Annotated in this window: 16 protein-coding genes and 1 pseudogene; 4 read left to right on the top strand and 13 right to left on the bottom strand. The window is 69.0% G+C overall.

The features are described 5' to 3' along the window. Together Y705_RS0100085 and Y705_RS0100080 are read right to left on the bottom strand one after the other, a co-directional pair. A partial coding sequence (locus Y705_RS0100085) for a HelD family protein (protein WP_026531390.1) occupies nt 1–1,728 on the bottom strand: 1,728 nt, incomplete at its 3' end. Nucleotides 1,729–1,960: 232 nt separating this feature from the next. Next, a complete protein-coding gene (locus tag Y705_RS0100080; protein ID WP_026531389.1) occupies nt 1,961–2,626 on the bottom strand; it encodes a DNA-3-methyladenine glycosylase in 666 nt (221 codons plus the stop codon). 103 nt (nt 2,627–2,729) lie between these two features. Here Y705_RS0100080 and Y705_RS16155 point away from each other — a divergent pair, with 103 nt between their 5' ends. Together Y705_RS16155 and Y705_RS0100070 are read left to right on the top strand one after the other, a co-directional pair. Next, nucleotides 2,730–4,271 (top strand): AlkA N-terminal domain-containing protein, encoded by a 1,542-nt coding sequence (locus Y705_RS16155; RefSeq protein ID WP_049822009.1) that lies wholly within the window; start codon nt 2,730–2,732, stop codon nt 4,269–4,271. Beyond that, nucleotides 4,268–4,801, top strand: coding sequence for a methylated-DNA--[protein]-cysteine S-methyltransferase (locus Y705_RS0100070; RefSeq protein WP_026531388.1), 534 nt, complete (start codon nt 4,268–4,270; stop codon nt 4,799–4,801). Before Y705_RS16155 ends, Y705_RS0100070 begins: the two co-directional genes overlap by 4 nt. Here Y705_RS0100070 and Y705_RS16150 read toward each other — a convergent pair. The 9 genes and pseudogenes from Y705_RS16150 to argC form a co-directional block, all read right to left on the bottom strand. Next, nucleotides 4,798–6,822: an ABC transporter ATP-binding protein gene (locus Y705_RS16150; protein ID WP_049822008.1), complete on the bottom strand. Its 2,025-nt coding sequence runs from the start codon at nt 6,820–6,822 to the stop codon at nt 4,798–4,800. The two genes, Y705_RS0100070 and Y705_RS16150, sit on opposite strands and share 4 nt — an antisense overlap. A 201-nt stretch (nt 6,823–7,023) precedes the next feature. Beyond that, entirely contained in the window at nt 7,024–8,556 is a 1,533-nt protein-coding gene (argH, locus tag Y705_RS0100060) for an argininosuccinate lyase (RefSeq protein ID WP_081737642.1), read from the bottom strand. Further along, nucleotides 8,556–9,758, bottom strand: coding sequence for an argininosuccinate synthase (locus tag Y705_RS0100055; RefSeq protein ID WP_026531386.1), 1,203 nt, complete (start codon nt 9,756–9,758; stop codon nt 8,556–8,558). The genes argH and Y705_RS0100055 overlap by 1 nt, the downstream gene beginning before the upstream one ends. Nucleotides 9,759–9,824: 66 nt before the next feature. Further along, the gene (locus Y705_RS0100050; protein WP_026531385.1) at nt 9,825–10,343 is read right to left on the bottom strand and encodes an arginine repressor; all 519 of its coding nucleotides are present in this window, start codon (nt 10,341–10,343) and stop codon (nt 9,825–9,827) included. A 5-nt stretch (nt 10,344–10,348) separates the two neighbouring features. Then, a complete protein-coding gene (argF, locus tag Y705_RS16145; RefSeq protein WP_049822007.1) occupies nt 10,349–11,326 on the bottom strand; it encodes an ornithine carbamoyltransferase in 978 nt (325 codons plus the stop codon). Further along, on the bottom strand, nt 11,323–12,615 hold the full coding sequence (locus Y705_RS22560) for an acetylornithine transaminase (protein ID WP_049822010.1): 1,293 nt from the start codon (nt 12,613–12,615) through the stop codon (nt 11,323–11,325). Before Y705_RS22560 ends, argF begins: the two co-directional genes overlap by 4 nt. Nucleotides 12,616–12,654: 39 nt before the next feature. Further along, nucleotides 12,655–13,596 (bottom strand): annotated as a pseudogene (gene argB / locus Y705_RS22815) (acetylglutamate kinase); the annotation flags it as partial. Next, complete coding sequence (gene argJ / locus Y705_RS0100035; RefSeq protein ID WP_026531383.1) at nt 13,596–14,765, bottom strand: bifunctional glutamate N-acetyltransferase/amino-acid acetyltransferase ArgJ; 1,170 nt, start codon at nt 14,763–14,765, stop codon at nt 13,596–13,598. The gene argJ and the pseudogene argB, both read right to left, overlap by 1 nt. Next, nucleotides 14,762–15,793, bottom strand: a complete 1,032-nt coding sequence (gene argC, locus Y705_RS0100030) for an N-acetyl-gamma-glutamyl-phosphate reductase (RefSeq protein ID WP_026531382.1) — start codon at nt 15,791–15,793, stop codon at nt 14,762–14,764. Before argC ends, argJ begins: the two co-directional genes overlap by 4 nt. Before the next feature lie 122 nt (nt 15,794–15,915). On the opposite strand from argC, the gene Y705_RS0100025 reads away from it, so the two are divergent. After that, nucleotides 15,916–16,881 carry a quinone oxidoreductase family protein gene (locus tag Y705_RS0100025; RefSeq protein ID WP_026531381.1) on the top strand — a complete coding sequence of 322 codons (966 nt, stop codon included), beginning with the start codon at nt 15,916–15,918 and terminating at the stop codon, nt 16,879–16,881. A gap of 280 nt (nt 16,882–17,161) precedes the next feature. Here Y705_RS0100025 and pheT read toward each other — a convergent pair whose 3' ends face one another. Together pheT and pheS are read right to left on the bottom strand one after the other, a co-directional pair. Further along, nucleotides 17,162–19,708 carry a phenylalanine--tRNA ligase subunit beta gene (gene pheT, locus Y705_RS0100020; RefSeq protein WP_026531380.1) on the bottom strand — a complete coding sequence of 849 codons (2,547 nt, stop codon included), beginning with the start codon at nt 19,706–19,708 and terminating at the stop codon, nt 17,162–17,164. Then, on the bottom strand, nt 19,709–20,791 hold the full coding sequence (gene pheS / locus Y705_RS0100015) for a phenylalanine--tRNA ligase subunit alpha (RefSeq protein WP_049822006.1): 1,083 nt from the start codon (nt 20,789–20,791) through the stop codon (nt 19,709–19,711). 135 nt (nt 20,792–20,926) lie between these two features. On the opposite strand from pheS, the gene Y705_RS16140 reads away from it, so the two are divergent. Then, a complete protein-coding gene (locus Y705_RS16140) occupies nt 20,927–21,391 on the top strand; it encodes an eCIS core domain-containing protein (RefSeq protein WP_049822005.1) in 465 nt (154 codons plus the stop codon). Nucleotides 21,392–21,675 lie beyond the last annotated feature (284 nt).

Genomic DNA, 21,675 nt, shown 5'->3' with positions numbered 1-21,675 from the left:
GAGCGCCTGCTGCCAGGACCGGGATCCCGCGGCCGAGCTGGTCTGCGCGATGTCACCCACGATGGTGAAGGATTTCAGCGGACACCGTCGCATGAGCAGACGCCACTGCATGGGCGAAAGCTCCTGCGCCTCGTCCACCACGATGTGCCCGAAGGCCCAGGTGCGATCACCGGCTGCGCGTTCCGCGGCGGTCGCCCTTGTGACGGTTACCGTGTTGTGGAGCGCCAGGGCCTCTGCCGTGACGACGCCGTCGACTCCCGAGTCAGCAAGTGATTCGTTCACGTTCTCCAGCGTGCGCTCGGCATTGGCGAGGTCGCGGCGCTGCTCCTGTTCGCGCGCGGCGGCACTTCGCCCGGCCGAAACGTCGAACTCGCCGAGGAGCTCCGCGGCCTCATCGAGCAGTGGGACGTCGGCCTCGGTCCAGGGTGCGGCGGCCGACCTCAGGAGGAGCGCGCGCTCTGCGTCGCTGAGCCCGGGCGCAGCGGCAGCCAGGTGGTCGGGGCGGGTGAGCAGCTCCGAGATCAGTTTCTGGGGAGTGAGCGGCATCCAGGCGAGGTTCAGCGCGATCCGGACGTCCCGCGAGCTCCGCACATCCTCCGCCAGGTAGGAGCGGTCGGCATTGTTTCCCGCGCCCGACGACGCCTCGAGGGTCTCCAGCAGCTGCTCGGTCAGCTCCCGCAGGAGGATCCGGACGAAGGTCACGCGGGCCTCGTTGTGCGGCTTTCCGGTGGCCCGTGCGCGTTCGCGCGCCCGTGCCACCTGCCGCGGCGTCAGCGTGAGCCGGGTTCCCTCGACATTGAGCCGCTTGTCCTCGGCGGGCACCCGCTGCCGGTTGGCGACGGCTTGTCTGACGACGCGCGCCATGTCGAGGCTCCCCTTGAGTGCGGCGGCTTCCTCGTCCGGCTCGGGGATCGTGGTGATCCCGGGCATCAGGGTGCCGATCCCTGCCATGACCACGCCGGTCTCCCCCAGCGAGGGCAGCACTCGTTCGATGTAGCGCATGAAGGCGTCGGTGGGCCCGACGAGCAGGACGCCGGCCGATTTGAGGCGTTCGCGGTGCGTGTACAGCAGGTAGGCTGCGCGGTGCAGTGCCACGGCGGTCTTTCCGGTGCCCGGGCCGCCCTGGACCACGGTGATACCGGGCAGCGGGGCGCGGATGATGCGGTCCTGTTCGGCCTGGATGGTGCCCACGATGTCGGACATCTGGCCGGTCCTGCGGGTATTCAGTGCCGCGAGCAGGGCGCCTTCGCCCTGCAGGGAGTCGTCGTCGCCGAGCATGTCGACGTCGAGCACATCGTCCTCGATGGCGACGACGTCGCGCCTGGCGAGAATCAGATGGCGGCGCCGCCGCACGCCCATGCGTTCGAAAGCCGTGGCCTGGTAGAAGGTGCCGGCCTCCGGCGCACGCCAGTCGACCATGAGCTGGCGCAGTTCGTCGTCGGACAGGCCGATGCGGCCGATGTAGCGCTTGTCGCCGTCGTCGAGGTCCAGGCGCCCGAACACGAGCCGGTCATCCACCGCGTTCAGCTGCGCGAGGCGGTCCTCGTACATCGTGGCGAAGGCATCGCGTTCCGACCGGTTCTGGTGCGAACCCGCGGAGGCGCTTCGCCGCACCTCGGCCAACTGCTGCGCTTTCTCGGCGCGGAGGTCGTCCAGCCTCCGGTACAGGCCGTCGACGTACCCGCGCTCGTGCTCCAGTTCGGCTTTCGCCTGGGATGTTTCATGCATGGGGGTTCCCTCCCGAGAAAGACAGACCGTCAATTCTAGCGTGCGGAAGTCCCCTGCGGGCGCCACGACGTGCAGGCGGTGCCCTGCGAACCGCTCCCGGTCGGCCGGCCCTTCGCGCTCCAGTCCTTCGCGCTCCAGTCCTTCGCGCTCCAGGACTTCGCTCTCCTGTCCTTCGCGCTCCAGGGTTCCGGAGCAGCCGACGACGGCGCATGCCCTGCGATGGGGCTGTCCTTCACCCGACCACCCCACGGTCCTTCGGGGGCTTACCCGGCCGGTACCGCGAGACGGTGGGCTCCCCGGGCAGCCAGAAGCGCCAGGGGTAGTCGGTGGAGCCTCCTGGGCCGCTCACCCCGACCCGCGGACCGGTGGAGTAGCCCGACGGTGGAACCGGCTCGGACGGCAGTGTGAGGGTGAAGGGCGGAGCCAGCGCATCAGCGCCGTCATAGCGCCTGTCGAGCCCGAGTGCCTGCGCGAGCCGGGCCGGCCCGCGCGCGAGGTCGAGGTCGGTTCTGGGCGTGTTCCGGCGCCGGCGGGCAAGGTCGAAACCGCCGGTCACTTCCCCCGCGCGGAGCAGCAGACCCGTAGCCCAACCGTCGGTCCCGCACACCACATTGACGCAGTAGTGCATGCCATAGGTGAAGTAGACGTAGAGGTGCCCGGCCGGGCCGAACATCGAGTTGTTCCGGGCGGTCCGGCCCCGGAAGGCATGCGACCCGGGGTCCGCCGGCCCGAGGTACGCCTCCACCTCGGTGATGCGCAGGCTGACCGCCCCGTCGTCGTCGGAGTGGGTGAGCGCTGCTCCCAGGAGCAGCGGCGCCGCCTCGAGCGCACTGACCGAGAGTCGGTCGCGCGTCCCGGCGGGGGCGGAGGAAGGAGGAGGCGGGGTAGGGAGAACCACCCCATGAACGCTAGCAAAGTCCGCGGCGAGGAGGAGGACCGCACGCCAGGGTGATGTCCGATTCCCGCTAGCTTGCGGCCCGCGGCACTGACAGGATGGAGCAATGGACTTCTGGCAGCGGTACCGGGCAATCGATTCGCGGGACACGCGTTTCGACGGCCAATTCGTCACCGCAGTGTCCTCGACGGGCATCTACTGCCGGCCGTCGTGCCCTGCGCGCACCCCGAAACCGGCGAATGTCACGTTCTACCGAACGTCCGCCGCCGCCCACGAAGCAGGTTTCCGGGCCTGCAAGCGGTGCCTGCCGGAGGCAGTGCCGGGCACGCCTGAGTGGAACCTCCGCAATGACGCCGCGGGGCGTGCGATGCGCCTGATCGCCGACGGCGAAGTGGATCGCTCCGGAGTCGGCGGCCTTGCCCTGCGGCTCGGGTACTCGACGCGCCAGCTGAACCGGATCCTGCGCGAGGAACTCGGAGCCGGCCCGCTCGCCCTTGCCCGTGCGGCGCGTGCGCAGACAGCCCGCACCCTGCTGACGGGGACGGACCTGCGATTTTCCGACGTCGCATTCGCCGCCGGTTTCAGCAGTATCCGTCAGTTCAACGACACGGTGGCCGAGGTGTATGCACTCACTCCCTCGCAGCTCCGGGGAGCGAGCCCCCACCGGGCGCGCGCCGTCGACGGCGGCTACACCACCCTCACCCTGACGCTTCCGGTCCGGCTTCCCTATGACAATGGCATCTTCGCCTTCCTCGAGGCCCGGGCCGTTCGCGGGATCGAGGAGGCGTCCTCGACCGGGTACGCGCGGCTGGTCCGACTGCCGGGCGGTCACGGCTGGTTCCGGGCCGAGGCAGTAGCGGCGTCCGGGTCTGGTCAGGGAGGGAAGGCAGGAATGAGGGTCTCGATCGTCCTCGAGAAACTCGCGGATCTTCCCGTCCTGCTGACGCGGATCCGGCGGCTGTTCGATCTCGACGCCGATCCGGCGGCCGTGGACGCGGTGCTGGCACAGCACCCCGACCTCGCGCCACTGGTCAGGAAGGTTCCCGGGATCCGGTTGCCGGGCGGCGTGGACCCGCACGAGATCCTCATGCGTGCTCTGATCGGGCAGCAGGTGACGGTCAAGGCCGCCACCGGTGCGTTGACCGTCCTCGCCGCTGCAGGCAGTGAACCGCGCCTCGCCGTCGACGGTTTCACCCGCCTTTTCCCCTCGGCTATGGAGATCGCGGCTTCCGCGGCCGACCTGCTGCGCGGACCGGCCCAGCGTGTCGAGGCCGTCCGCGCCACGGCGGAGGCGTTGGCCGAAGGGAGCCTCGACATCGGCGTCGGCGACGATCTGCAGAGCCTCCGCGGGAAGCTTCTCCCGGTAACGGGCATCGGCCCCTGGACGGCGGACTACGTGGCCATGCGCGTGCTCGGGGCCACCGACGTCCTGCTCGGCAATGACGCCGCGGTGTGCAATGCATGGGTGGCACTGACCGGGCGGGGCTCACCTGCGGTGCCCCGGAAGCAGACGGACCGCGACGTGGCCCGTGCCCTCGCCGGAGTGAGCCCCTGGCGGTCCTACGCGACGATCCACCTGTGGCGCTCCGCGTCCATCCCGACCGCAATCAGTTCCCGATCGATCCCAGCCGAGGAAGCGACTCCATGACCAGCACACTCCTCCCGCCAGCATCCGTGGCGACCATTTCCACCCCCGATGGACCGTTCACCATCATCGAAGCCGGCGGCGCTGTCCTCTCCTCGGGCTGGACCGCCTCCGTGGACGAGCTGACCGGACAGATCCACCCAAGTCTGAGGCACCCGATCGACGGGCGGGAATCTCCCGGGCTGACGTCCATGACCGAAGCGGTGCAGGCCTACTACGACGGCGACCTCGCGGCGATCGACGGCGTCGTGGTGCGCCAGGTCTCCGGGCCGTTCCGCAGCCACGCCTGGGACGTCCTCCGCACGGTCCGGCCCGGCGCGCCCGTGACCTACACACAGTATGCCGAGCTCACCGGAAGCGCCGGAGCGGTGCGGGCCGCGGCCGGGGCCTGCGCCCGGAACGCCGCTGCCCTCTTCGTGCCCTGCCACCGGGTCGTCCGCACGGACGGCTCGCTGGGCGGATTCCGGTGGGGGCTGGAGATCAAGCAGCGCCTCCTCGACCGTGAGCAGGGAGCCGCGACAGTCCTCTTCTAGCGTCCGGTACGCCTGCCGGCACCTGCGCGCGGTGGGCCCTCCAGTACGTCCACGGTGAGCCGCTGCCGTGCTGCCATGTCGCGGTACAGCTCGTTGCCGGCCAGAAGTTCGACATGCGTGCCGCCCGCCACCACCCGGCCGCCGTCGAGCACGAGGATCTGGTCGAAGTCGGCGACGGTCGAGAGCCGGTGGGCCACGACCACGACGGTGCGGTTCCGCGCCGCCCTACCGAGGGTCTGCTGTAGCAGCTGTTCGGTCCGCGAGTCCACGGACGACGTCGGTTCGTCCAGCAGGAGCACCGGCCGGTCCGCGAGGATGGTGCGCGCCCACGCGAGGCGCTGGCGCTGCCCGCCCGACAGCCGCACGCCGTCCTCGCCGAGGTTGAGCTGCAGCCCATCCTCCGACCGGCCGATAAGCTCGGTCAACCCGACGGCGTCGAGTGCGGCCTCGAGTTCAGGATTGCTCGCCATCGGGGCGGCGAGGCGGAGATTGTCCGCGAGGGTGCCGCTGAGTACCGGGGCCTCCTGCTCGACGAGGCCCATCCGCTGCCGGAGTGCTGAGCGGGGCACGCTCCGGATCGGCACTCCGTTGTAGGAGATGCTGCCGGAGTCCGGTTCGTAGAAACGCTCGAGGAGGGCCAGCACCGTCGATTTGCCTGCCCCTGACGGTCCGACGAGGGCGGTGCGGCTTCCGGCGGGAACGGTGAAGGAGACGTCATCGAGGACCCATGGGGCGCCGGGCGCTGCATTCCCGGCGCTTGTGTCCTGCGTTGCTTCGTCCTCAGGTGATCGAGGAAGCTGCTCGGACTGCTCATCGCGGTCGTACCGGAACCGTACGTTCCGCATCTCCAGCGATGGGGCTCGTGTGCCGGGTCCTCCCCCAATCATGACGCCAGGACCGGCGGCGCCGGCACTAGCACTAGCGCTAGCACTAGCTATGGTGCTGGCATCGGCTAGAGTGCCGGTGCCGCTGTAAGGGGCTCCAGCGTTCGCCACGCCGGCGCTGCCGCCGTCGTGCTCGTACTCGTTCGCCTGCTCGTGCTCGTGCTCGTCCGCGTTTTCTGGCTCGAGCCGTGCGATCTCCTGGATGCGGTCCAAGGCAGCGAGCCCCGACTGGATCTGCACGAAGGCGCTCATCGCCGAACCGATCGGCAGGACGAGCAGGAACAGGTAGAGGATGAAGGCCAGGAGGTCTCCCAACTGGAGGGCGCCGCTGGCCACGCGGAGGCCGCCGACCGCGAGCACCACGATGAAGGCACCCTGGATGCAGACGGACATGATGGGCTGCACGGCGGCCTGCAGCTTCGCCATGGCGATTCCGGCGCGGAACGCGCTGACGGCCTCGGCATCGATCACGGCGGCTTCACGCTGTTCGGCGACGGAGGCCTTGATGGTGCGGATGCCGGACAGCCCGCGCTCGACAGCGGCGGACATTGCGCCGACGGCGTCCTGCACATCCTTGCTCCGCTTCCGGATGAGTGAGCCCAGCATCAGCACGCCGCCCGTCCCGAGGACCACGGCACCGAGGGTGATGCCGAACAGGAGCGGGTCGAGGAGGATCATGAGCACGACGGCGGCGACGAACATCAGCACCGAGGACACGATGTCGAAGAGTCCGGACGTGATGACGCTGCGCAGAAGGGTGGTGTCGGAGCCGACTCGGGACATGAGGTCGCCGACGCGGCGCCGATCGAACTCGCGGATCGGCAGACTGAGCAGGTGCCCGATGAGCGAGCGCCGGAGGCCAAGAACCACCGATTCGGCGGTGCGCTGCAGGAGGTAGGACTGTCCTGCATTGAAAACGGCTCCCGCAAGTGTGATCGCGACGAGCAGCCAGACGAAACGGCCGCCCGGGTTGCCGGCCGAAACCGCGTTGACCAGCTGCTGGACCATCAGCGGCTGCACCACGGACAGCGCCGTCGCGACCAGCGAGACGACGGCGGCAGCGCCGAGGACACCGCCATGGCCCCGGAGGTAGGGCCAGAATTCGCTCAGTCTGGCGCGCTCGCTGGAAGGCTGCATTCTTCCAATGTGCTGGGGCGCCCCCGCGGTGTCAACGCGCTTCGCGGCAGGCGTAGCGGAGGAACTGCTTCCTTCGGGTGGGCAGTCCGGATGCGTGGCTGGCCCGGCATCGAATGCGCAGCGATGACCGAATTCCGGGGAGAATCCGGTGATCGCTGCGCACTCGATGGGCTTGGGGGGGTGCGGTTCCGGCGCGGAAAGCTACCGTCCCTCGACGTACCCCGCCACCGCGGCCAACTCCCCCTCGAGCACCTCCAGCTGGCGCGCCACCGCCGCAGGCGCTGTCCCGCCCTGCGAATTCCGGCTGGCCAGTGACCCCTCCACGGTCAGGACCTCCCGGACAGCGGGCGTGAGGTGCTCCGAGATGGCGGCGAACTCCGCGTCGGTCAGGTCCCACAGTTCGACGCCGCGGCCCTCGGCCACCCGAACCGCCGCTCCCGACAGTTCGTGCGCTTCGCGGAAGGGCACTCCCTGACGCACCAGCCACTCGGCGATGTCCGTGGCCAGGGCGAAACCCTGCGGAGCGAGCGCCGCCATGCGCTCGGTGTTGAACGTGAGCGTCGCGATCATCCCGGACACCGCGGGCAGCAGTACCTCAAGGGTGTCCGCGGCGTCGAACACGGGTTCCTTGTCTTCCTGCAGGTCCCGGTTATACGCGAGCGGCAGCCCCTTCAGGGTGGCCATGAGCCCGGTCAGGTTCCCGATCAGGCGCCCCGCCTTGCCACGCGCCAGCTCGGCGACATCGGGGTTCTTCTTCTGCGGCATGATCGAGGACCCGGTGGAGAAGGAATCGTCGAGGGTCACGAAGGAGAACTCCTTCGTGGCCCAGATAATGATTTCCTCGCTGATCCGGGACAGATCGACGCCGATCATCGCGGCCACCCACGCGAACTCGGCATATACATCGCGGGATGCAGTGCCGTCGATCGAGTTGTGGGTGGCCGAAGAGAACCCGAGGTCAGCGGCAACAGCCTCGGGGTCGAGCCCGAGGGAGGAACCGGCGAGGGCGCCGGAGCCATAGGGCGAGATCGCGGCGCGCCGGTCCCAGTCCTGCAGCCGCTGGACGTCGCGCAACAGCGCCCACGCATGCGCCAGCAGGTGGTGGCTGAGCAGCACCGGCTGAGCGTGCTGGAGGTGCGTGCGCCCCGGCATGGGCACGCCGGCGTGAGTCCGGGCCTGGCCGACAAGGGATTCGATGGTGGCCAGGGTTCCCCGCGCGATGATCCGGGCATGGTCCCGCAGGTACATCCGGCCGAGCGTGGCCACCTGGTCGTTCCGGGAGCGCCCCGCGCGGAGTCTACCGCCGAGCTCCGGCCCGGCGCGCTCGATGAGCCCGCGCTCGAGGGACCCGTGGACGTCCTCATCGGAGTCAGCGGGCACGTACGCCCCGGAGCGCACATCCGCGTCAAGACGGTCCAAGGCATCGAGCATCCCGGCGAGTTCCTCGTCGTCGAGCAACCCGGCCCGGTTCAGGACCCGGGCATGCGCCCGGGAGCCCTCGATGTCGTAGACCGCGAGGCGCCAGTCGAAGTGCGTCGACTTACTGAGCGCCGCGAGGGCATCGGCGGGGCCGCCGGCGAACCGGCCGCCCCAGAGCGCTCCTGCATTCGTCCCCGGGTGCCCCCCAATCTCGCTCCGCTCAACCGGGGACCCCTGCGCCCGTGGGCCCACCGGGTGCCCCCCAATCTCGCTCCGCTCAACCGGGGACCCCTCGCCGTCTTGAGTTGGACCCATCAGGCGCCCGCCCGCTGGTCCCGGCTCGAGGCCACCTTCGAGGACAGACCGAAGATCTCGATGAAACCGCGGGCCATCGACTGGTCGAAGGTGTCGCCGGAGTCGTAGGTGGCGAGGTTGAAGTCGTAGAGCGCGACGTCGGAGCGGCGCCCGGTGACGGTGGCACGGCCACCATGGAGGTCCATGCGGATGTCTCCCGTGACGTACTTCTGGGTGTCGTCGATGAAGGTCTCCAGTGAACGCTTGAGCGGGGAGAACCACTGACCGTCGTAGACCAGTTCGGTCCAGCGCTGGTCGACGGTCTTCTTGAAGCGGGACTGTTCGCGCTCGACGGTGACGTTCTCGAGTTCGCGGTGTGCGGCGATCAGTGCCATGGCACCGGGGGCCTCGTAGATCTCGCGGCTCTTGATGCCCACGAGGCGGTCCTCGACGATATCGATGCGGCCCACGCCCTGCGCGCCGGCACGGCGGTTGAGCTCCTCGATGGCCTGGAGCGGCGTGACCGCGTGGCCGTCGATCGCGACGGGAATGCCCTCTCGGAAGCTGATGGTCACCTCGTCCGCGGCGGGCGGGAATTCGGGTGACGCGGTGTAGTCGTAGACGTCCTTGGTGGGTCCGTTCCAGATGTCCTCGAGGAAGCCGGTCTCGACGGCGCGTCCCCAGACGTTCTGGTCGATGGAGAACGGGTTCTTCTTGGTGGTCTCGATCGGCAGGCCCTTGGCCTCCGCGAAGGCGATCGCCTTGTCACGGGTCAGCGCGAGGTCACGCACGGGCGCGACGCACTTGAGGTCGGGGCCGAGGGTCTGGATACCCACCTCGAAGCGGACCTGGTCGTTGCCCTTGCCGGTGCAGCCGTGGGACACCGTGGTGGCACCGAACTGGCGCGCCGCCGCCACGAGGTGCTTGACGATCACCGGGCGCGAGATCGCGGACACCAGCGGGTAGGCGTCCATGTACAGGGCGTTGGCCTTGAGCGCCGGCATGCAGTACTCGTTGGCGAACTCGTCGCGGGCGTCCGCTACGTACGCCTCCACGGCGCCGCAGCTCAGCGCACGCTGGCGGATGGTTTCGAGCGATTCGCCGCCCTGCCCGACATCGACGGCGACGGCGATCACTTCGGCGCCGGTGGCTTCGGCGATCCAGCCGATGGCCACTGAGGTGTCGAGTCCGCCGGAATAGGCGAGAACAATGCGTTCGGTCACGGAAATATGCTCCTCTTGTGGGGCCGATGTGGGTACCGGCCAATGGTTGTGGAAAAAAGCAGGACGTCAGGTTTCCTGTGCGAGGCCCAGAAAGCGCTCGGCAACCTCCGCGCCGCCGTCGACCTTGCGTGTCACCAGCATGACGGTGTCGTCACCGGCAATACTGCCAAGAATCGACGGCATCACCGAGTGGTCGATGGCCAGGGCAAGAAAATTGGCGGCCCCGGGAGGGGTCCGCAGGATCACGAGGTTGCCGGACCCCTCCGCGGTGACCAGCAGCTCACCGCACAGCCGGGTCAGGCGTGCGTCGAGGATCTCCTGGGTGATCCCGCTCTGCGGAGCGCGGCCGCCACCCTCGGCGGGCACGGCGTAGACCAGCGTTCCCTCCTTCCCCCGGACGCGCACGGCGCCGAGTTCAACGAGGTCCCGGGACAGCGTGGCCTGCGTGACAAGGACGCCGCCGGCACCGAGCAGGGCGGCCAGTTCGGCCTGCGAGCGCACCGATCGGCTGGTGAGCAGGGCCCTGATCTGCGCGTGGCGTGCGATCTTCGTGGTCGGATGGACGGGATCACGCTGCGCTGCCATGGCCGTCATTCCCCGTCCGCCTGGGACGCTGAGGACGCCGGGGACGCCGGGGACGCCTTCATCAGCCACACCAGAAGAGCCTTCTGCACATGGAGCCGGTTCTCGGCCTCGTCCCACACCACGGACTGCGGTCCGTCGATCACCTCTGCGGATATCTCGTAGCCGCGGTAGGCGGGCAGGCAGTGGAGGACGACGGCGTCCGGCGCCGCGAGCGCGAGGGCGCCGGCATCGACCGCGTACGCGCGGAAGAGCTCCGACCGCGCGGCCTTCTCGTCCTCCTGGCCCATGGAGACCCAGGTGTCCGTCGCGACGGCGTCGGCTCCCGCAAGCGCCTCGGCGGCATCAGTGGTGACGAGCACCGAGCCGCCGGTTTCCGCGGCCCGGAGCCGTGCAGCGGCGACGACGGACTCGGTCGGCAGGAAGCCCTGCGGCCCGGAGATGCGCACGTGCATCCCCGCCGTCGCCCCCGCGAGCAGGTAGGAGTTCGCCATATTGTTCGCCGCATCGCCGAGATAGGCCAGGGTGAGCCCGGCGAGTGGTCCCTTGTGCTCCCGGATGGTGAGGAGGTCGGCCAGGAGCTGGCAGGGGTGGTAGTCATCGGAGAGCGCGTTGATGACGGGCACCCGCGATGCCGCAGCCATTTCTTCGAGCCCCGCCTGCGCGTAGGTCCGCCAGACGATGGTCGCGACCATCCGCGCGAGTACCCGCGCCGTATCGGAGATGGACTCCTTATGGCCGAGCTGCGATTCCCCGGAACCGATCACCAGCGGAACGCCGCCGAGGTCCGCGATCCCCGCGGCGAAGGAGACGCGGGTCCGCGTCGAGGTCTTGTCGAAGATCAACGCGACAGTGCGGCGCCCGGCGCCCTCCCCCGCGTAGACGGCCTCGGCGTACGGGTTCGCCTTCAGCTCGAGCGCAAGGTCGAGGACTTCCGCCTGTTCAGCCGGCGTGAGGTCGGTGTCGATGAGGAAGTGCCGGGTCATAAGGGGGCTCCTTGGGCGGAGGTTTCGGAGAAGGCGGTCCTGGCGGTCTCCAGCACTGCCGGGAGGGCTGAGAGGAAGGATCCGGCCTGGTCCTCGGCCAGGATCAGCGGCGGTGCCAGCCGGAGGGTCCGCGGGCCCGTGCTGTTGAGAATGAACCCGGCGGCGAGGGCCGCGGTCACGGCGGAGGGCGCGTACCCGCCGTCGACGTCGAACCCGAGCAGCAGCCCGCTCCCCCGGATCGCCGTGACCCCGGGCACCTGCGCAAGGCCTTCCCGCAGGTAGCTGCCGACGGCGGCGGCGTGCTGCAGTAGACCGCCGGTTTCGAGTGCGTCGATGGTGGCGAGGCCTGCCGCCGTCGCCACCGGGTTCCCCCCGAAGGTGGTGCCGTGCTGGCCCACGGTGATCAGGGACGACACCGTGTCACCGAAGGTCACGAGGGCCCCGATCGGGAAGCCTCCACCCAGGCCCTTGGCCAGCGTCATGGCGTCGGGAAGCACTGCGTCCTTGTCGCCGTCGGCCTGGTGCGCGAACCACTCCCCGGTGCGGCCCATCCCGGACTGCACCTCGTCGAGGATCAGGAGCGCTCCATGGCGGTTCGTCACCTCGCGTGCGGCGCTCAGATAACCGGGCGGGAGCGGGCGCACACCGGCCTCACCCTGGACCGGCTCGAGGACGACGGCGGCCACCGTGTCATCCACGGCCGCGATCAGTGCGTCGATGTCACCGAACGGCAGGTGCTCCACGCCACCGGGCAACGGTTCGAAGGGTTCCCGGTAGGCGGGCTTCGAGGTCAGTGCGAGGGCCCCCATGGTGCGGCCATGGAATGCGCCCTCCAATGCCAGGATCCTGCTGCGGGTCCGCGAGCTGTTGCGCCGCGCCAGCTTGAAAGCCGCTTCGAGTGCCTCGGTGCCGGAATTGGTGAAGAACACCTTCGAGCCCGGGGGCGCCTTGGCCAGGGAAAGAAGCTTCTCCGCAAGGGCGATCTGGGGAGGGCTCGTGAAGAAGTTCGACACGTGTCCGAGGGTCGCGGACTGGTGCGAGACGGCCGAGGTGAGCGCAGGATGGGCGTGTCCGAGGGCATTGACCGCTATCCCGCCGAGGAGATCGAGGTACCGGTTTCCGTCCGCGTCCCACACGTAGCAGCCGTCACCGCGCACGAGGACGCGCTGCGGCGTACCGAAGACGCCCATCAGGGAGCCGGTGTACCGCGAGAGCCACTCCGCACCGGAGAGGGCGCTACCCGCGGCCGGCGCCTCGATCAAGGCACCGCCCGCAGCCGGCTCCTCGATCACGACGCCGGCCGGCGCAATGCCGTCCGGCACGACGCCAGCCGGCGCAATGCCGTCCGGCACCACCTGCGTGCCGATGCCCGCGGTGGTGAATGTTTCGAGCAGCATCGAGTGTGCCAGGCGCCCGTCGACGATATGTGCACGCTCGACGCCGTTCTCCACCGCCCGCAGGCAGGCCTTCATCTTGGGGATCATCCCCGATTCGAGCGACGGCAGCATGTTGCGAAGCTGTGTGGTGGTGACCGAGGAGAGGAGCGATTCCCGGTCGGGCCAGTCGGCGTACAGGCCTTCGACATCGGTCAGGATCACAAGCTTCGACGCGCCGAGGGCTTCCGCGAGCGCTGCGGCGGCAGTGTCCGCGTTCACGTTGAGCACCTGCTGCGTGGCTCCGCCGTCGGCGTCGATTTCCGGAGCCACGGTCGAGATGACGGGGATGCGGCCGGCCTCGAGGATATCCAGGATGGCGCCCGGGTTCACGCGGGTGACTTCCCCCACGAGGCCGAGGTCCACGTCCTTTCCGTCCACCACGGTGCCGGTGCGGACGGCCTGCAGCAGGCCGCCGTCCTCGCCCGAGAGCCCCACCGCATAGGGGCCGTGCGAATTGATCAGGCCCACGAGTTCGCGCCCCACCTGGCCGGTCAGGACCATGCGGACCACGTCCATGGTCTCTGGGGTGGTGACGCGCAGCCCGCCCTTGAACTCAGGGGTGATTCCAAGGCGTTCAAGGAGCTGGTTGATCTGCGGCCCTCCTCCGTGGACCACCACCGGCCGGATGCCCACGTGGTGCAGGAACACGATGTCCTCGGCGAAGGCGCGCCGCATCTCCTCGTTGACCATGGCGTTCCCGCCGTACTTGATGACCATGGTGGTTCCGGCGAAGCGCTGGATCCAGGGCAGGGCCTCGATGAGGGTGGAGGCCTTGTCCTGGGCCAGCAGGGTGCTCGCCGGGAGTGCTGTCGGTGTCACGGTACGGGTTCCCATCAGCTTGAGTAGGCCGAGTTCTCATGCACGTAGTCGTGTGTGAGGTCGTTGGTCCAAATGGTCGCAGCGGCGGATCCGGCCTGCAGGTCTATTTCGACGGTGACGTCCCGTCCGCTCAGGTCCACGAGGTCGCGGGAATCCCCGATCCCACCGTTCCGGCAGATCTGGATGCCGTTCATCGACACGTTCAGCTCATCCGGCTCGAACACGGCGTCCGTGGTTCCGACGGCGGACAGCACGCGTCCCCAGTTGGGGTCGTTGCCGAAAATCGCGGTCTTGAAGAGATTGGAGCGGGCGACGGCGCGACCCACCGTTTCGGCGTCGTGCTCGCTCGCGGCACGGACCGTGGTGATGGCGATGGTGTGGCTCGCGCCCTCGGCATCGGTGATGAGTTGTGCCGCCAGGTCGAGGCAGACGTCGGTCAGAGCTTTCGTGAAGTGCGCCTCGTCGGGTGTCACGCCGCTGGCGCCCGAGGTGAGCAGCACCACCGTGTCATTCGTCGACATGCACCCGTCGGCATCGGTGCGGTCGAAGCTGACCCGCGTGGCGGCACGCAGTGCCGTGTCCAGCTGCTCCGGACGCAGGACGGCGTCGGTTGTGAGCACCACGAGCATGGTGGCCAGGCCCGGTGCCAGCATGCCGGCACCCTTGGCCATGCCGCCGATCGAGTAGCCCTCGCTCACCGAGTCGGCGGACGCCGGGTAGCGGGCCTCCTTGGAAACGGTGTCCGTGGTGCGGATCGCCTCGGCCGCGGACGCGCCACCGGCAGTACTCAATCCCCCGGCTGCGGCTCCGACTCCCGGCAGGAGCTTGTCCATGGGTAGCTGTTCGCCGATCAGGCCGGTCGAACAGACGAAGACGTCGGTGGCTGAGATCCCCAACAGGCCTGCCACCGCCTCGGCGGTGCGGTGCGTGTTCTGGAAGCCCTCGTGCCCTGTGCAGGCGTTGGCGCCGCCTGAGTTGAGGACGACGGCGTCCACGCGTCCGTCCGCGACCACTTGCCGCGACCAGTGCACGGGGGCGGCGGCCACCCGGTTGGAGGTGAAGACGGCCGCAGCGGAGTGCAGCGGCCCGTCGTTGACCACCAGTGCGACGTCGGGCTTGCCTGAGGCCTTGAGCCCTGCGGTCACGCCCGATGCGCGGAACCCGCCGGGGTAGGTGATGCTCATGGTGCGGTTCCCTGGATGGTCAGGCCCGCGGTCTCGTCGAGGCCGAGGGCGAGGTTCATGGACTGGATCGCTCCGCCGGCGGTGCCCTTGGTGAGGTTGTCGATGGCGCAGCTGACGATGACGCGCCCTGCATGCCCGTCCGAGGCGAGCTGCAGGTTCGCGTAATTCGATCCCAGCACCGCCTTGGTCGCCGGCCATTGGCCCTCGGGCAGCAGCCTCACGAACGGTTCGTTCCCGTAGGCGTCCTCCCAGGCGCGGCGTAGCTGTTCCGCCGTCGTGCCTGGCTTCACGCGCGCCGTCGCGGTGGTGAGGATGCCGCGTGCCATGGGAGCGAGGGTCGGCGTGAAGGAGACCGTCACGGGTTCGCCTGCCGCATTGCCGAGTCCCTGCTCGATCTCGGGGGTGTGCCGGTGGCCGCCACCCACTCCGTAGGGGCTCATGCCGCCCATCACTTCCGAGCCCAGCAGGTGTGCCTTCGCTGCCTTGCCTGCTCCGGAGGTGCCGGATGCGGACACCACGACGACGTCGTCCGGCTCGAGCAACCCGGCGGCGAAACCGGGGGCGAGGGCCAGCAGGACGCTCGTGGGGTAGCACCCCGGCACCGCGATACGACGCGCACCGCGCAGCGCTGCACGGTTGCCGGCGAGTTCGGGGAGCCCGTAGGGCCACGTGCCGGCGTGCGCGGATCCGTAGAACTTCACCCAGGCCTGCGGGTCCTCCAGCCGGTGGTCCGCGCCGGCGTCGATCACGAGTGTCTCGGCCGGCAGTTGCGCCGCGATATCGGCGCTGGCGCCGTGTGGAAGGGCGAGGAACACGACGTCGTGGCCGGACAGCGCCTCGACCGTCGTGTCCTCGAGGATCCGGTCGGACAGCGCATGCAGGTGCGGCTGAAGCGTTCCGAGCTTCGCCCCCGCGTTGCTGTGCGCAGTGATGGCACCAATACTGACATCGGGATGGGCCGCAAGCAGGCGGAGGAGCTCGCCGCCTGCATAACCGCTGGCACCTGACACCGCTATCGAAAAAGGCATGGCACGACCCTACCCCACATATATACAAAGCGCGACATAATTATTCACTTTTCGACGGTGCACCGGTCCGAGGGAATAGCATGGGCTCCAACCCTTTGCGCATCACGAATGGAGACCCGATCATGCCCCTTGCCATCGTCGTCGAACAGCCGGGCGGCCCGGAAGTACTGAAGCCGCAGGACGCCGCGAGGCCCGTTCCGGGAAGGAACCAACTGCTCGTCCGGGTCGCCGCGGCCGGGGTCAACTTCATCGAGACGTATCAGCGCAGCGGGGCCTATTCCATGTCGCACCCCTTCACGCCCGGGGCCGAGGCTGCCGGTGTGGTGGAGGAAGTGGGCTCGGATGCCGCAGGTTTCACCCCCGGGAGCCGGGTGGCGTTCGCCGAGGGGATCGGGACCTACGCCGAGTACGCGCTCGTCGACGCCGACCGCGCCCTCCCGGTGCCCGAGGGTATCGACCTGGAAACCGCGGCGGCCGTTCCCCTCCAGGGCATGACGGCGCACTATCTCATCAACTCCACTTTTCCGGTGGAACCCGGGATGACGGTGCTGGCGCACGCCGGCGCCGGTGGCGTGGGCCTTCTCCTGATCCAGCTCCTGAAGGCCAAGGGTGCACGGGTCTTCACCACGGTGTCCACCCCGGAGAAGGAGGAACTGGCCCGCGGGGCCGGTGCTGACGAGGTACTGCCCTACGAGGGCTTCGCCGACGCGACGCACGCGCTGACCGACGGTACCGGCGTCGACGTGGTGTACGACGGCGTCGGAAAGTCCACGTTCGACGATTCACTGAAGAGCCTGCGCGTCCGCGGCACCATGGTGCTGTATGGGGCGGCCTCCGGTGCCCCGGCCCCGTTCGACCCGCAGCGGCTCAACAGTGGGGGGTCCCTCTTTCTTACGAGGCCATCCCTGGTGCATCACCTGCGCAGCCCCGAGGAACGCCGGTGGCGGTCGGAGGAACTGTTCGGGGCCATCGCCGCCGGGCAGCTGAATGTCCGCATCGGGGCACGCTATCCCCTGGCGGAGGCCGCGCAGGCGCACGAGGACCTGCAGGCCCGGCGCACCACGGGCAAGGTCCTCCTGATCCCCTGACCGGGAGGACTGCCGCGGCCGGCGCTCCCGGAGCGACGGAAAGCACGGCCTGATCAGCTGGCACGTTGCACGAACGGCCCTTCGGGATTTCCCGAGGGGCCGCTGTCGTGTGCACCTTCAAGCTTGATTTCGAGGCTCGATTCCGGAGGGGTGGCGTCCTGCCCACCTATTAGCGGCCGACCCGCGTGTCGTGGCGCGACACGCGGGTTATCGACCGGTACCGGACCTCAAAGTTGGGCAACCCGCTACGCGCTCCCGGAACGGATCCACAATACCGGGATCAGCGCCGCTGGGCGGCCCCGAAACGGGTCGATGCAAGTGCGACGGCGGCATCCCGCGCCGCGCTCGCCTCATCCGCGGTGAGGGTGCGATCGGGCGCCCGGAAGCGCAGCGCGAAGGCAAGCGACTTGCTGCCTTCGGGGATGCCCTGGCCCGAGTACACGTCGAAAAGGCGAACGTCCTCGAGCAACTCGCCTGCACCTTCCCGGAGCGTCTCGAGGACCTCGGAGGCCACCACACCGCCGTCCACCACGAGAGCCACATCCTGCGTGGTCGCGGGGAACGAGGACAACGGGCGGGCGACGATGACATCCGCCGCGGCCTCGAAGATAAGATCGGCGTTGATTTCGAGGGCCACCGACCGCACGGGCAGATCGAGCGCGGCGATCAGTTTCGGATGCAGCTCGCCCGCGTAGCCCAGCACCTCACCGTCGCGCAGGGCCACCCGGGCGGTCCGTCCGGGGTGGAACGCCTGGTGGGTGCCCTGTTCCAGAACAACGTCGACCCCCACCACGTCGGCCATCAGCCGCACCGTATCGAGTGCGTCGGCCCAGTCCCACGCCCGTGGGGTGGATCCCGCCGAGACGGGCGCGTCGTTGCCGGTGAACACGGCGGCGATGGTGAGCGGCTGGTGAGGAATCCCTTCGTACAGCGCGTCGAGTGTCTTCTCGGAGGGCAGAACGCCCAGCGGAGGAATGGATTTGGTCCCCATGGTCCCACCGGGATGGAAGACCAGGCCGGCTTCGAACAGTGCGAGGTCACGGAAGCCCCTCGAGTGGTTTCGTGTGGCCACCTCGATGAGCCCCGGCAGCACCGATGTGCGGAGGTAGCCCAGTTCAGCGCTCAACGGGTTGGCGAGCTTCACTGCCGCCACGTCGGCCCCCTCGTCGGCGCTTCCGAAGACCGTGTTGCTCCGTTCACTGACGAAGGGGTAGGAGAGCACCTCGGTGAGGCCCGATGCCGCGAGCGCATTCATCAGGCGACGGCGCTGCTGCTGCACGCGGGTGAGCCCGCGTCCCGGAGGCGCCACGGGGAGCGTGGACGGAATGCTGTCGTAGCCCTCGAGCCGGATGATCTCCTCGGTCAGGTCCTCGCGCGTTTCGAGGTCGGGTCGCCAGCTGGGAGGCGTGACGGCGTAGCCGGCGTCGTGCGCGGTGACCGACGCTCCGAGGTCCTCGAGGGCCCCGGTGATCTGCTCCGGCGTGAATTCCCGCCCGATCAGCCGGGACGGGAAATCGCCGGGGAGGTCGATGACGCGCGGCGCGGGGGCGTGGCCCTCGTCGGTCGCCGTGGGATCCGCGGTACCGCCGGCCAGGCTCGTGATGAGCTCGACGGCGCGCTGCGCGGCGATGTCCGCGACGTTCCAGTCCACCCCGCGTTCGAAGCGCTTGGAGGCCTCCGAGGGCAACTTGTGACGGCGGCGCGAGCGCCCGATGCCCACCTCCTCGAAGTGTGCCGACTCGATCAGGACGTTGACGGTGCTCGACGAAACCTCGGTCGCGGCTCCTCCCATGACCCCAGCGATGCCGATCGGCCCCGAGTCGTCGGTGATAAGGAGATCCCCGGTGTCGAGCGCGCGGACCCGATCGTCGAGCGTGGTGAGCTTTTCCCCCGGGAGAGCGCGGCGCACCACGATGTCGCCGGCCAGCCGGTCGAGATCGTAGAAGTGCAGCGGCTGGCCGAGTTCGAGCATCACGTAGTTCGAGACATCGACCACCAGCGAGATGGACCGGATCCCGGCCAGGCGCAGGCGTGCCGACAGCCAGGGCGGCGTGGGACGCGTGGGGTCGACGCCGCGGATGGTACGAGCCACAAAACGGTCGCAGCCCGGCCGGCCGTAGATCGGAGCCGTATCCTCGAGACGCACCGGGTAGCCGCTCGCTGTCGACTCCGGAACGACGACGGCGCCGGCCGGGTCTGTGAACGCAGTCCCAGTGGCGTGCGCGTACTCGCGGGCCACTCCGCGGATCGAGAAGCAGTAGCCCCGGTCGGGGGTGACATTGATCTCGGCGGCCTCGTCACACAGACCGAGGAGCTCCATCGCGTCGGTGCCCAGTTCAGGGTCGAGTCCCAGTGTGGAGAGGACGAGGATGCCGTCGTGGTCCTCCCCGATGCCGAGCTCCTTCACGGAGGCGATCATGCCCGCCGACACATGCCCATAGGTTTTCCGCGGGCTGATGCGGAAATCTCCGGGAAGGACGGCGCCCGGCAGCGTGACCACCACCTTGTCGCCTTCTTCGAAGTTGTGCGCCCCGCAGACGACTCCCTGCACGCCGCTCGGATCGATGCCGTCGCCGTCGATCTCCTGGGCAGCGCCCTCCGGCACGACGCGCACCGAGCACCAGTTGATGGTCTTGCCGTTGGTCTGCGGTTCCTTGACGATGCTGAGCACCTGGCCCACCACGATGGGGCCCTTCAGCTCATCCGTGGGCCGATGGACGGCCTCTTCCTCGAGGCCCACCCGAACCAGGTCCGCCATGACGTCCTCGGCCGTTGCGCCGGCCGGTACCGCTGCGTATTCGCGCAGCCATGAAAGGGGGATTCTCATTTAGATCTCCATCCCGAAGTGTTCGCTGAAACGTATGTCGCCCTCGATGATGTCCCGCATGTCGCTGACCTCGTTGCGGAACATGAGGGCCCGCTCGATGCCCATGCCGAAGGCGAAGCCGGAGTAGACCTCCGGGTCGATGCCCGCGGCGCGCAGCACGTTGGGGTTGACCATCCCGCAGCCTCCCCACTCGATCCACTGCGGCCCACCCTTCGCGCCGGGGTGCCAGACGTCGAGCTCCGCGCTGGGTTCGGTGAAGGGGAAGAAGTTGGGTCGCAGGCGCACCTTGGCTTCCGCCCCGAACAGCTGCTGCGTGAAATGGTCGAGCGTTCCGACGAGGTCCGCCATGGTGAGCCCCTTGTCGATGGCGAGGCCCTCGAACTGGTGGAACACCGGGGTGTGCGTTGCATCGAGTTCATCGGTGCGGAAGACCTTGCCCGGGCACAGCACGTAGATGGGAAGTTCGCGCTCCAGCATCGAACGGACCTGCACGGGTGAGGTGTGGGTCCGCAGCACGAGGTGGGCGCCGGGGGGCTCCACGAAGAAGGTGTCCTGCATCTCGCGCGCCGGGTGGTCGGGCGCGAAGTTCAGGGCGTCGAAATTGAACCACTCCGACTCCAGCTCCGGTCCCTCGGCGATTTCCCAGCCCATGCCCACGAAGACGTCGGACACCCGTTCCTGCAGGGTCGAGAGCGGGTGTCGCGCGCCTGCACGGCGCCGTCGTGGTGCGGCAGTGACGTCCACCGCCTCCTCGATCAGGATCCGGGCGTCTCTCTCAGCCTCCAGCTCGACGCCGCGTGCGGCCAGAGCCTGGCTGATACGGCCGCGTGCGGGGCCGATATTCTTGCCGGCCGCGGCCTTTTGCTCCTTGGCGAGGGCACCGATACCCCGGTTCGCCAGGCTCAGCGCCGATTTCTCGCCGGTGTGGGCGATCCGGACGGACTTCAGCTCCTCGAGATCAGCGGCGGAGGCGATGTCGGCAAGGGCACGCTCGACGGCGGCGCCCACCGCGGCAGCATCCAGCGGATCGGGGATTTCGACGGCAGTGCTGATCCCGCCGTCCTGCTCTGGGAATTTCGACATTCGGATGGCCTACCTGGCACTTTCGTTCGCGTGTCCGGCAGCACAGCTGACCTGCGCGTGCCGCTCATGGGAAGCCGGCGCGCTCGAAGCGCTCCGGCAGGGCAAGTCTAATTGACGCGCCGCTACGATGGCCGCATGGCCTTCCCGTCGTCGCCGGTCCGCGCACTCAACTGGCTCAACCTCTCCACACCCTGCGGCCTGCTCCTTGCCCGTCTCAAAGGGTGCGCGGTCTCGCGCGGACCACATGGGCTCCTCCTGGCCGAGGGCTTCACCGGATCACTTCCACGGGCCCGGGCCTTCACCGTGGGCAGCGTGGTGTTCCTCCGCGGGAGCCGTACGCAGGCCACCGAGGCACTGCTGGCCCACGAATCGAGGCATGCACTCCAGTACGCAGCAAGCCTCGGCCTGCCGTTTCTACCCTTGTACTTCACCGCCGCAGCCTGGTCGCTGCTGCGCACCGGGGATCCGGCGTCGCGCAACGTCTTTGAACGGTCGGCAGGGCTTTCCGACGGCGGCTACCGCGAGCGCCCGCCACGCCGCCCTGCATTCCTGCGGAAACGACGGCGTGAGGACGGAACGGACAGCGCCGGCTCCGGCTGATTCCCACTCGGCCTCCAGTGCCGCCGCAGTGCCGTCAGGACCAGCCTTGCCGCCGCCGATGCCGGCTCCAACTCCTACTCCGGCTCCAGCACTTTAACTCCAGCGCCGCCGCCGGATATCAGCCTGCTAGTGCTCCGCGCCCGCCGCCTCGCGCAGGTCACCGTCCACCGGAGCGCCGCCGGACGTTACAGCCGCGACGGCCAGCAGGGTGAGCGCCGCCGCCATGTCCTCGACGGCGAGGCCGGGCGCGCCGTGCCGCAGGCCCTGCTCACTCGAGTAGGGCA

This window comes from Arthrobacter sp. H41 (genome assembly GCF_000520535.1).
Lineage (GTDB): Bacteria > Actinomycetota > Actinomycetes > Actinomycetales > Micrococcaceae > Arthrobacter_D.
This window is presented reverse-complemented; position numbering and strand designations above follow the sequence as displayed.